At 46.5% G+C, this 12,006-nt stretch carries 13 protein-coding genes; 3 read left to right on the plus strand and 10 right to left on the minus strand.

The features are described 5' to 3' along the window. The first annotated feature begins 89 nt into the window (after positions 1 to 89). Positions 90 to 968 (plus strand): carbohydrate ABC transporter permease, encoded by an 879-nt coding sequence (locus QNO02_RS26205; protein ID WP_017692164.1) that lies wholly within the window; start codon positions 90 to 92, stop codon positions 966 to 968. Positions 969 to 1,013: 45 nt separating this feature from the next. On the opposite strand, the gene QNO02_RS26210 is transcribed toward QNO02_RS26205, so the two are convergent. After that, positions 1,014 to 1,205, minus strand: coding sequence for an aspartyl-phosphate phosphatase Spo0E family protein (locus QNO02_RS26210; protein ID WP_249913223.1), 192 nt, complete (start codon positions 1,203 to 1,205; stop codon positions 1,014 to 1,016). A gap of 280 nt (positions 1,206 to 1,485) precedes the next feature. Continuing rightward, a complete protein-coding gene (locus QNO02_RS26215) occupies positions 1,486 to 2,196 on the minus strand; it encodes a MarR family transcriptional regulator (protein WP_091038442.1) in 711 nt (236 codons plus the stop codon). Between the two features lie 389 nt (positions 2,197 to 2,585). Between QNO02_RS26215 and QNO02_RS26220 the strand changes: the two genes are divergently transcribed. Continuing rightward, on the plus strand, positions 2,586 to 4,160 hold the full coding sequence (locus tag QNO02_RS26220) for an FAD-dependent monooxygenase (protein ID WP_289390424.1): 1,575 nt from the start codon (positions 2,586 to 2,588) through the stop codon (positions 4,158 to 4,160). An 84-nt stretch (positions 4,161 to 4,244) separates the two neighbouring features. Here the strand turns inward: QNO02_RS26220 and QNO02_RS26225 are convergent, their stop codons facing one another. From QNO02_RS26225 to QNO02_RS26245, 5 genes are all read right to left on the minus strand, one after another. Next, positions 4,245 to 5,267: a hypothetical protein gene (locus tag QNO02_RS26225; protein WP_289390425.1), complete on the minus strand. Its 1,023-nt coding sequence runs from the start codon at positions 5,265 to 5,267 to the stop codon at positions 4,245 to 4,247. 24 nt (positions 5,268 to 5,291) lie between these two features. Next, positions 5,292 to 6,290, minus strand: coding sequence for a cysteine peptidase family C39 domain-containing protein (locus QNO02_RS26230; RefSeq protein ID WP_240768313.1), 999 nt, complete (start codon positions 6,288 to 6,290; stop codon positions 5,292 to 5,294). 28 nt (positions 6,291 to 6,318) lie between these two features. Then, a complete protein-coding gene (locus tag QNO02_RS26235) occupies positions 6,319 to 7,233 on the minus strand; it encodes a helix-turn-helix transcriptional regulator (protein ID WP_133387202.1) in 915 nt (304 codons plus the stop codon). An 83-nt stretch (positions 7,234 to 7,316) separates the two neighbouring features. Next, entirely contained in the window at positions 7,317 to 7,505 is a 189-nt protein-coding gene (locus QNO02_RS26240) for a hypothetical protein (protein ID WP_074096524.1), read from the minus strand. Positions 7,506 to 7,820: 315 nt separating this feature from the next. Then, positions 7,821 to 8,144, minus strand: coding sequence for an ArsR/SmtB family transcription factor (locus tag QNO02_RS26245; protein WP_036606795.1), 324 nt, complete (start codon positions 8,142 to 8,144; stop codon positions 7,821 to 7,823). Positions 8,145 to 8,352: 208 nt separating this feature from the next. Here QNO02_RS26245 and QNO02_RS26250 point away from each other — a divergent pair, with 208 nt between their 5' ends. After that, a complete protein-coding gene (locus tag QNO02_RS26250) occupies positions 8,353 to 9,732 on the plus strand; it encodes an MFS transporter (protein ID WP_289390426.1) in 1,380 nt (459 codons plus the stop codon). Between the two features lie 196 nt (positions 9,733 to 9,928). On the opposite strand, the gene QNO02_RS26255 is transcribed toward QNO02_RS26250, so the two are convergent. The 3 genes from QNO02_RS26255 to QNO02_RS26265 all read right to left on the minus strand — a co-directional run bounded on the left by QNO02_RS26255 (position 9,929) and on the right by QNO02_RS26265 (position 11,897). After that, the gene (locus QNO02_RS26255) at positions 9,929 to 10,378 is read right to left on the minus strand and encodes a nuclear transport factor 2 family protein (RefSeq protein WP_074096526.1); all 450 of its coding nucleotides are present in this window, start codon (positions 10,376 to 10,378) and stop codon (positions 9,929 to 9,931) included. 165 nt (positions 10,379 to 10,543) lie between these two features. Then, a complete protein-coding gene (locus QNO02_RS26260; RefSeq protein WP_017692155.1) occupies positions 10,544 to 10,951 on the minus strand; it encodes an RrF2 family transcriptional regulator in 408 nt (135 codons plus the stop codon). 106 nt (positions 10,952 to 11,057) lie between these two features. Beyond that, positions 11,058 to 11,897, minus strand: a complete 840-nt coding sequence (locus QNO02_RS26265; protein WP_091038433.1) for an AraC family transcriptional regulator — start codon at positions 11,895 to 11,897, stop codon at positions 11,058 to 11,060. Positions 11,898 to 12,006 lie beyond the last annotated feature (109 nt).

The following is a 12,006-nucleotide window of genomic DNA, read 5'->3' on the forward strand; positions in this document are numbered from 1 at the left end:
GATATAGATCGAAATGGTTTAGTTCGTCTATATCTTGTACACGCGAGCGATTCAAATCGAATTATGCAAAATGCTAAGGAGGAATCAAGGTGTATCACAAAACAACCGGGTACCGTATATTTAATGGTTTCAACCTGATATTCATCGCGGCCGTCTCGATCCTGTGCATCCTGCCGCTGGTCCATATTCTGGCCGTTTCCTTCAGTGGTAAAGCGGCAGCATCCGCCAATCTGGTGACACTATGGCCGATTGATTTTACGGTGGACGCTTATACCAAAACATTTGGTAACAGTAACTTTCTCAGTGCACTCTGGATCTCAGTCCAGCGTACGGTTTTGGGTACTTTGCTCAGTATGACACTTGTCTTCCTGACGGCTTATCCATTATCCAAGGAGAGTCTGCACTTCAAGGGACGTTCGTTATATGCATGGTTTTTCATCTTCACGATGCTGTTCAGCGGGGGATTGATTCCGTCCTATATTTTGATTCAGAAGCTTGGATTGATTAATACGATGTGGGCTCTGATTTTGCCAGGAGCGGTGGCTGTCTGGAACCTGATTCTGATGATGAACTTTTTCCGTAACGTGCCAAAAGAGCTGGAAGAAGCCGCATTCATTGATGGAGCCAACCATATCACAACTCTGTTCAAAATCTATCTGCCTGTTTCCATGCCCGCCATTGCGACGATTTCTTTATTCACGATGGTAGGTCAATGGAATTCCTGGTTCGACGGGCTGATCTATATGAATGATGCTTCCAAATATCCACTCGCCACGTTAATGCAGACCATAATCGTACAGCAAGATTTCTCCAACATGAACGTGGATGCAACGCAGCTCCAGAACATGTCTCAACGTACGGTGAACGCGGCTCAGATCTTTATCGGCGCTCTGCCAATCCTGCTCGTATATCCGTTCTTGCAGCGTTTCTTCGTAAAGGGGATTGTGCTCGGGGCGGTAAAAGAGTAAGGCAAACACACGGAATCCCTACATGAAATTCTTTGTTCAGAAAGGTCATGATTTCAGTTGTTTCGAGTTCGTTCTCCCGCGAGTTGCGTTGTTATATTCATTAATTAACTCATCCAGCACCATGGATTGGCGAATAACCTCTGGATGCCATAGTTCCGGGTATTGAGCTGCAATCTGGTAGAGCCTTTGCCGTGCATGTTCGATACATTCCTGAATGGTTTCCGGATTATGTACCATACTCCCGCCCCCTGTTGTCCTTGAATATCATCATCCAAAAAAGACCATCTAATATAATATTCGGAACAAGAGGGGATTTGGATTACCCCAAAATTAAAATTTTGGTTACTTTTTCTTGTAAAAGTTATGATTAGCGTGGATCACATGAGTTGATGTGCATATATGTTCAAAGCAAATAAACCGGATCGGCTGCAGCCTGTCCGGTTTTATAGCGTTTATTTATTGCAGAACAACTTCGTATGCCGAGATGAATATGAGCAGGCTCAACAGCTTACTTACGTTAATCCTCATATTTCGTAAAGAAAACATCCTCAAGAACGGCCTTGGCCTTCTTCAGATCACGGGTATTCAGTGTATGAAGCATCCCCATAATTTCATTCATTTCCTCGTTAACGGTTAACTCCCCTGTGGTCTCATTAAGTTCTGAGTCTTCTTCAGGATAAGCCCCCCCATCACCAGAAACGATGGATGGCCCATCTTTTTCCGAATTGAACCAGGACGCCTGTGCCGTATCACGGAGAGCATGCGCTAAGAACTGCAATTCATCTTCGGTATATCGCTGCAAAAAACGATTTGCGCCAAGATCAATTTGTTGATGCATGGCTTGATGTAAACGATAGATGTCTTGACCCTGTTCTGTCATGCGAAACAATACTTCTTTTTTATTATCCGGCAGGTATTCAGGCAAAATGATATTTTTCTGTACCAGCCTCTTGGTGATTTTGGAAACCGTGCCTTTGGAAAAGCCAAATTGCTTTGAAATGGTTATCCCATTTACAGGTTCAAGTGTTCCGATAGCATCCAGCACATGTAACATCGTAACCGTCATTTCTTCGATTAACTCTTGAACTTCCGGATCAGGGCTGTGCTTAAGCAGCCATTCCTTCTCTTCGTCATCTTCCGCTTGGAATTTAATCTGTATGTCTTTCACAGCTTCCAGCACTTCATCAATCAGGTGCTCTTTATTGTGATAGTTTGATGGCTTGATCATCCTTTTTCCTCCAACACTAATGAACTTCATCCCAGTATATCAAGGACAGGTTCATAATTAAAGTTTCCAGGAAACAATATTGACAAAAGAATAGAATTTAAATTACTATTGTTGCAAGGAAACTTATTGTTTCTAAGAAACAATAAGTTGAACTAATCATTTACACGATAACGAAGAGGACAGAAAAAACCTGAAAAAGCGAAGCTAAAAACTTTCTGCAAGAAAGCTACTTCGGAAGCATACGCTTCTTCTTTATCACCAGATTTCCCCTTGAGAAAGGGAATCGAAAAAATCCGGGGTAACAGCGATTGGAAGGTTGTTCTGTCATCGTAGTGCCTGTGTAAATAATCTTTAGTTCAATTTATATAATTCAGAGAGGAACATTACAAATGACAGATATACGATTCAAGCCATCGCAAGAGAAGCAACAACCGGATGTGAGTCCATCAAGGGAAGATTACGATATCGACGTATTGGTTGCAGGTGCTGGCCCGACCGGATCTACATTAGCAGCAGATCTGTTGCGCCGCGGCCTTCGTGTCCGGCTGGTCGATAAGGCTCCCCATGCCTTTAAGGGTTCTCGTGCCAAGGGGGTACAGCCGCGAACCCAGGAGGTTTTTGAAGATCTAGGCGTGCTGAGTGATGCTCACACAGAGGGAAGTTCTTACCCGCTCGCAGGTATCCATCTAGGTCCGATCACTGTGCCGTGGCGCATGCAGCAGCGAAATAAACCTACACCAGATCTGCCCTATCCGAATATTCTTCTGCTGGCTCAACACCGCACGGATGCCATCCTGCACCGCCTACTCGAACGTCAGGGGCTGAATATTGGATTTAACAACGCGGTAGATACTTTTGAACAGGATGCCGCTGGGGTGACGGTGACGCTCTCTTCAGGGGAAAAGATTCGCAGCAGATATCTGGTGGGGGCAGACGGGGGTTCCAGCACCGTTCGTAAAGGTACAGGTATTCGATTTGTTGGAGAGACCAACGAATCAGATCGTATGCTCATCATTGATGGTACAATCGATGGCTTGTCTCGCAATCGTTGGCATATGTGGCCCCGCACAAAAGGTAAATTTGTAGGAGCATGCCCATTGCCACGCTCCGACCAGTTCCAGGTCATGATCAGGTTGGGAGCAGACGAGAACCCATATCTGGACGAGGCTGTACTTGCCGCTCAGTTCTACAAGCTCACTGGTTTACGACTCTACGACATTACCTGGAGTTCCGTATTCCGTCCCAACGTGCGACTTGCTGAGCATTATCGGTCGGGCCATGTCTTCCTTGCAGGCGACGCAGCCCACGTCCATACCCCAGCCGGTGCGCAAGGGCTCAATACCGGTGTACAGGACGCTTACAACCTCGGCTGGAAGATAGGTCAGGTCATTGCTGGCGCACCCGATCGCCTGCTTGACACCTATGAAGCTGAACGTCAACCTGTTGCCGCACGCGTTCTTGGGAAATCCAGCGAGTTGTACGCCAAGCTCGATAATAAACGTCTCGCCAGTCTCAAACGCGGTGACGAAGAACGACAGCTCGCACTATCGTATCATGGTGGTCCACTTAGCTCTGAGCATGCATCAGCGACCAAGTCACTTCAGGTCGGAGACCGAGCACCTGATGCTCCATGCATCGGCCCAGGCGGTGTAAGACGACTATTTGAGATCCTTCGTGGACCACAATTCACATTGCTTGCCTTTGGAGCCAATACCGCTCATATTCTCCCAGAGTTGATCTGGCCAACCAGCGGTGCCGAATTGCACAGATACATCGTTAGTACCGGCAATGAAGCCGAACAGAATGTTATCAACGATACCACCAAAAAACTGACCGAAATCTATGGCATTCACAGCGACACGCTGGTACTGATTCGACCCGATGGTTACATCGGCAGCATCATCAAGGGCGACTGGCAGGTGGAATTTGAGAATGCGGTCAGCATGGTTACCCCGCCAAGTTAAGTGAGAAATATTTAAACTGCGCTTCTAGCATCAAATGGAACTTCGACCCGGGGGGTATCACATCAGATAAACTACTTGTTATATTCATCTTAATCCAACATCCTTAAACCGATTGCCTATCGTCTCTGGAAAGGCAAGTTTAATGGCATCAATGGCACGTTGTTCCGTAGCCCCTGCCTTCCGGATAAGCTCAATCAAGCTTTGCACACATTCCGGTTCTCTCGCATCCCAAGAGATGGAGTTGTCTATTTCCTCAACGATCATTGTATACAGGTTTGCGAGTAGCTCATACTCGTCTATGACCTGATCCATTTGAATGGACAGATGCTTAAGTCCTGCCACATAAGAGGCAATATCCCATCTTGATTTGGCATAATAGCGAAGAACTGTTGCCGCTTGTTCTGCGTCATATGTTCCTGACTGCAAAGCACCAGCAATAGCGGCATACGCAGCCGCCCCACAGGCATAATCTTGGGGCGGCAGCATATAGTCATGGGTTTCCCATTTGTAGACGGCCTGTATTAACGATTCCTTGCAGACTTCCCATAGATCTATAGGTGCACAGGCTTCCATTACCTGATAGTACCAGTAGGGTGTACTGTCCCTCCCAAACGAATCATAGGGCAGACGAATGATTTCATTACCTTTACTTTCACAGATGAACAGCACACGTTCCACCTCATCATATCCAGTAACAATGACAAATTGATCGTGCCAAAGAATCGCACCTACGCCCCGGTCAATGGAAGCTTTGATATCCAGCAGAGCCTGCTTCTGATAGAGCGGAAAAGTCGGTTCGAACGAAAAGCCCGCTGCCTGGCTCGCCGTCACGCCAATGAAGTCGGCTGCGACAAAGTTCTCTGCCATCCAGTTGTATGCGGAGATTGACTCTGCCGTCAGACACCGATCCACCACTAGTCTGAATGCACTTGCTGTCATACCTGCAATCATGTGGTGTGGGAAAACCGTCCACTGTTTATGTAATAAAATGCGATACAACGCATCTGTATACGCGCTCATACCGCTCCATGATCTATATTCATCAGCAAAATTCACAGCTTGCGGGGATTGAATCCAGTCCTGCAATACTACTTTTGTCGCCATCATCCTTCACTCCCTTCCTCTCTCATCCTATCGCGCGGAATGTGCTCCCCACCGTGGTATAGTGGACCTTTTACGGTCAGGATACTTCCGGGATATCACTCGAAAATAATCAATAGCCTGCTCTTCCAATGCTTTCGCCTTCACTAGTACCTGTGCTAGATCTTCTGTCGTATCTGATCGCAAGACACGTCTATTTTCCTGCTGAACTATATATCCTTTCATTTGGTCAATTAACGTTCCAAGCTTTTCATAACATGCACAAGCCTGGTCCAGTTCGTTCCATATCCCTCGAACACCCTGCAAATACATTCTTATTTCGGTTCGCGAATGGCAGAAGGATTCCAAAATATAACCTGCACCGGATTCATCGAAATCCCCACTCCGCAGGGCCTCCACCCACACATCATATGCCTTTTTACCTGAGGCAATATTCTGATCAGGTAACAGACGATAGGGAATATCCCAATCCTCAATCGCCAGTCGCAGGGATTCCAGCAGCATCTGCTGTTCAGGAATGCGGACCTGATCACCAAACACCTGACAATACCAAAATCCGGTAAAGTTTAAGCCGAAATTGTCATACAACAGAATCTGCGGTTCCTTGCTCCATCCGTCTTGCACATAAAAGATGCGGTCACTGTCATCATATCCATGAATAACACCGAACTCAGGAATCCAGTAAATCACACCAGTGCCTTCATCAATACTCCGTCTCACCCAATTCACTGCATCCTGCTGGTAATAACCAAACGTGGAATGACGTGTACGTCCCCCATCCCAAATCGTGAATATCCCCAGGTTATCGACTCCGGGACGATGTGCCTCCCCCCATTGTCCATACGCTGTAACCGACATGGGAAGTAGTCTGCGATGTATCGACAGCTTGAAAGCCATGCCCGTATATCCGGCAAGTACAACCTTGGAACCTTTAAACTGGCCTGTATGGGTGAGTATCGCATGCAGACTATCCACGTACGATTTGGACTCCCGCTTCATAATGAGGTTATCTAAAATATTCTCAGCCAAGGACGGATCTTCTCCTCTCTATGCTGCTTTATTCCATCTTACTTTGTATCGCGAGCCTGTTAATTAATCCTTCTGCGCTTTGCTGAAGCTTGCGTCTAAGCCACCCAGGAGACAAAAGTTCCTCCCATTCGCTAATAAACAAATGCTGCAAGAAAGCGTCCGTGTCATAAAATTCAATTGAATAAATCTGATCTTGCCTAGCCTGGATACGATACCCTTGCCATAGGTCCATTTGCTGCAATTCCTTCAAGCGAATCTCAGCTACAAACGGTTTACGCACAGGCAGTGGTTCTTCCCATCCACCTAGGAGAGCATCTGACCTGTACTCAAATCTCTCATCCAAGATCGATACATGAACAATGCCTTCCAAGCGAATTGCCACTTGTTGTACAGGGTCTGCTTCATAACCCACCACGTAATCGGCGTTATACTGGGATATCATCTTTAATGGACACAAGGAAAACTGCCGTTCTCCATCGTGATCCCTGTAATGAATATGTACTCTGCGCAAGTCAGTTATGGCATGGGACAATAATTCAAAGAATTGCAGTTGCTTCGGTTGCGCCGAAAATACCGGAAGCTCGCTAATTCCCATCTGTTGTTCCTCCAACGTAAAACGCTCCAGCAAATGCGCTACACGTTTCACCGCGTCTGCTTGATCATAATCGTAATGTCGATAGCGATGGGCCAGATATTTCAGCACACGCTGCTCTTCTTCGGTCATATACAAATGGGGCAATCGAAAAGTCTGATCCTCATAACAATAGCCCCGATATTTTGCCATATACACCAAAGGGGCTCGCAGGGAACTTGCCATATATTCAATATCACGCTGAGCTTGACGACGGGAGATTTCAAACTCACGGGCAAGCCAGCTGCTATTCGGAAAACGTCCACCCCGAATCTGTTCGTCAAACCAGTGAATCCGATGCATGTTACTCATCTTCCCGCCCTCATCTCATCCATTCCTAATATATTCGATTATATCAAAAGACATGGCCCGTTCCGAAGAACAGGCCAGTTATGTTATACATGTGCCTTATCCACTCTGGATTGCACGGCTTTGAAGCATTTCTTGCATACTTTCAGACTTGTACCGTCTGTTTTTGTTTGCGTATACAACAATTTAATTCGGGTACTGCTACACACCGGGCATGTTCCCCGGCCTCTGGAAGGAAGACTCCACAAGACGCGTCCTCTTTTGGTTTTTGCCAATGGTTGTGAACCTCTTTTCGATATGGTTTGTGTGTTCACCGTTATTATATAGGGCATGGTACGACACAGAATGTCGCATCAGTATTAGAAGTATTTCAAAAAGTCCCCAATTGATCACGAAGTAGACCACGAAGCGAACTCGACATCGAATCTTGCGTTCACCTTCGGAGTCCGGTGCTCATGTAGATTTGCCTACACTCCGCTCCTCCTCCTTCAGGTTCTCGTAACCTTCTCGGTGCTGAATCGTTAACTTTTTGAACATGCAGTATCAGAAAATAAAAATGTCCCCTCTTCGACCTGAAGAAAGGACAACATTTAGGAAGGATCTGTGCTCGACTGAGCTGCGGCCTGCAATAACGGTTGCAGGAGTCCTGGAAAGCGCGTTTCCAAATCATCGGATCGCAGGGTGAGAAAATGCTGTGTGCCCTGCACTCTGACCCGAATAACTCCGGCTTCCCGCAGTGTGCGAATGTGGTGCGACATCGTTGACTTCACAACAGGTGCATGAAAATGACTGCACGGCTGCTCCCCGCTTCTCGCTGCTTCCGCAACAATCCCAAGACGGGTCGGGTCGCTTAACGCATACAATACGGAGGAAAGTTCAATATCTGACACCTGTGGATGATGTAAAATTTTCATACTGTAGTCTCCTTTTATCAGACTATCCATTGTATTTTAACACAGATCCATGATATATTTCTAATGTTCGACACCAATCGAACTTTAATGATTTCGTTATGTAACCCCTGCTGTTAGGCACGGGATTGACATCATACTACATTTTGCAAATGTTACACACCGTTTCTGAAATGTTGCGAAATACACATCATCACTTTAGGAGGTTTTTATGAACAACACCGCAACCGCATCATCAGGGGAACGGACCGGAATACAGGAAGGTTTAATTGTAAGCTTGCTTGGTTTCACCGTTGTACTCGTTGTTATGAATACAATGATGTTTAATCTGGCCCTGCCCAAAATTGCAGCCGAATTTATGCTTACATCCGTCGCTTCCTCATGGATTGTTACAGGGTATTCCATTGTATTTGCCATTTCCTCGATTACGTTCTCACGTCTATCGGATTTCATACCTATTCGTACATTATTCACGACCGGGCTTACGTTACTTGGTGCGGCATCCGTTCTCGGGTTCTTCAGTAATCATTTCATCATTTTGCTCATTGCACGTCTGATCCAGGCTGCGGGTGCTGCATCAGTTCCGGGGCTCGCCATTGTGCTGATTACCCGGTACATTCCACATGATCGCCGGGGTAAATCGATGGCTGTCATCATGTCCGCCAGTTCACTGGGTCTTGGACTTGGTCCCGTCATCGGCGGAAGTATTACCCAGTTCCTGGGATGGCATGATCTGTTTATCGTTACGGGGTTAACGTTATTCTTGATTCCTGTATTCTTCAAACTGCTTCCGCGGGAAACACCGCAAAAAGGTTCATTTGACCTGCTGGGTGCCGTGCTTCTTGCCATCGGTACTACGGGTGTACTGTTATTCCTGACTTCCCGTCAGTGGTACACACTTGTTATCGGTGCTGCAGCACTGCTTCTGTTCTGGCTCCGAATTCGGCGCGCGGCAGATCCATTTGTTCAACCTGCTTTGTTCAAAGACAAAAAATATATGATGCTCAGCTCGCTGGGGATTGTATCGTACATCAATAACTTCTCAACGTTGTTCCTGCTGCCGCAAATTTTGGCACATCTATATGGACTGACCCCTGCTCAATCCGGGCTAGTCATCTTCCCGGGTGCAGTCGTGTCCATGCTGCTGTCCAACCGGATCGGCCGCATGATTGACCGACATGGCAATACGTTGCTGTTGAAATTTGCACCATGGTTGCTACTTGCTGCTGCCGGATTGTTCGCCTTATTTGCAGACAATAACATCTACGCCATTATGGCTGTTTATGTCCTGCTCAGCGTTGGCTTCTCTTCCCTAACCACCAGCGTGTCCAATGAATTGTCTGGCAATCTGACCATGGATCAGGTGGGCGCAGGTATGGGACTGTTCCAACTTAGTCAGTTCTTCAGCGGTGCCTTCAGCGTTGCTGTCACTGGTGTAGCGTTAACTGCGATGCAAAACATGCCGCTATCCTCGGCGTACACCAATATTTTCTGGGGTATGACCGTAGTTGCACTGGCATCCGTTATTTTCTCTCAGGTGTATCTGAGAATGCAGTCACGGAAAGTTACGGAAACAAGTAACCGGATCTAACATCTCATTTAAGCAAAAGAAGTCAGGAAGGGACCCTCGGGTTCTGAACCTGGCTTTTTTCTATCCCATTTTTCTGTGCATGTGTCAGCTGCCCTCTCCCACAAACACAAAACAGCCCCAAGAATGCGTTCATCACGCTCCTCGGGGCTATTATTTTACGGTTGATCAAATTCTATATTCTTCTACACTGATTATACTATTCAAACAGGTCCAAACGAAGACGTTTCAGACTTGTATGTTTGATGTACCACTGGCCGTCGATTTTGACAAAAGTCTCGTGGTAGTGCCCAAATCCGTGGAAGGATTTGTTCTCATTGCCCTCCGGGAACGTGACCCAATCTTCCATTGGGGAGATGACCTTTGCTTCGTTCTCAGATACAAATTCAACTTCGGCGCTATGAACATGATGCACAGTTACGGCAACATCCACAAGATCACGGAATACTTGTACGATCGTATCACGGCCTGTTAATACCGGAATTGGATTGCCCTCTGTGCTGAAATCGGCCACTGCATCCGGAGCAAACACATCACCCAAGGTATCCCACTGCTTCGTATCAATATAGCGGCAATAACGCGCCTTGGTGTTCCGAATGTTTTCAAGCGCGAGCAATTGTTCCAGTCCTGTGATCGTTGATTGGCTCATGTGTTGTCCCTCCAGAGATGTAAAATGTGATGTAAGATTAGGATCATGTATGTATGCATACTATACCTTCCTTATTGTACCATTCGCCTTCTATTAGGTACAACGATACAAAAAAATCTTTCCTTACCTCTCGCGAGGTTGGGGAAAGATCACTTCTAGTGCAAGTTACAGGGAATGTGCACCCTTCATCTGGGAAGCCAGTTCTGACATTTTTTTATTGTTCAAAAAACTTTCCATCTCTTCTTCCGCCTGCACCATCACCTGCTGGATCAAACAGCCTGCGTTATGATTCTGGGAACATTCGAACAGGGACGCCTGACCTTCAATCGCATGAATGATCTCCAGGAAAGAAGGGTCCGGATTTTTACGACTAAGTCGGTAACCACCATTGGCACCAGAAGTAGATTCAATCATGCCCGCCTTAACCAATTTGGTCAAAATTTTGGACAGGTAGGTTGGTGATACCTTCTGCAATTCTGCAAGTTGGTGTACACTAACCAGCTGCTCAGGAGCAGTGCTTACAAGATGAAGCATCGTATGCAAAGCATAATTTGTCGCTTTTGAATATTTCATGAGGGCACCTCATTATACACGGATTTAATTTATCCATAATAGACTTGATTGAGTTCTCTGTCAAACCACTACATTTCAAACACTGGCAACATCGAAAGGATACGGGTTAATTGTGATACAATCCGCGGTAATCCGTAGGTGTCATCCCCTCATGGGCCATGAACTGGCGGTTAAAATAACTGGCATTGGGATACCCCGCTTCCTCCGCAATCTGTCCAATGTTGGCCGCAGGCCGTTCCAGTAACCATTGCTTCGCCATCTGTAGTCGTGAACGAGTGATAAATTCCATAGGCGTCATCTCCACAGCACTCTTGAACATTTTGCAAAAGTAATACGAACTCACACCTGCAAGATCCGCCCAGTCCTGTAACAGGAAAGGTTGACAGGCCTCTTGCTGCATCTGTGGAAGAAGTGCAAGAACCCGACTCTCCGCCTTACTTGTGGTACGTGTACTCTTTAAAGGTACTGCATGCTGCACGAACTCGGCGAGTACGGCATAGGTCAATGTGGATAGTTGAGCCGGACGCAGCATCGTGTTCTGTTCCGCTTCAGTGAGCAAGGCCAGATGAGCCTCTTCCCAAGAGCTGCGTTGCCGCAGTGTCCATAATAGATTGCGATGTAACCCCCGCTCGATCATATAATCATGCAGACGTTCACCGTAAAAATGAACCCATCGTACATCCCACGGATCATCTTCACTACTATAATAATGCTGTCGCTGCTGCGGGAAATAGAGTACGGCCTGACCTGCGCGAAGCTCATGCACCACCCCGTCCACTTCCACGTACCCTTTGCCCGCAGCGACGTAGTGAATATTAAAGTTGTTCAGTGCTCCTGCCTCCCGCAACACGGAATGCTGGACGTGGTCCATATAATGTCCAACGGACTCGGGATAACAAAAATATGGAATATCCTGCAGGGTAAGCAATACGGTTTGTCTCATCATAGCCGGTTCTCCTTGATCAACAATATTGTGTTAACTAACCTCAATATATTATCATTTTAATTCATTGATCTATTCTTTATAATCACAATATACATTCATACACAGGAGG

The sequence above is a fragment of the Paenibacillus sp. PK1-4R genome (genome assembly GCF_030369595.1).
Lineage (GTDB): Bacteria > Bacillota > Bacilli > Paenibacillales > Paenibacillaceae > Paenibacillus.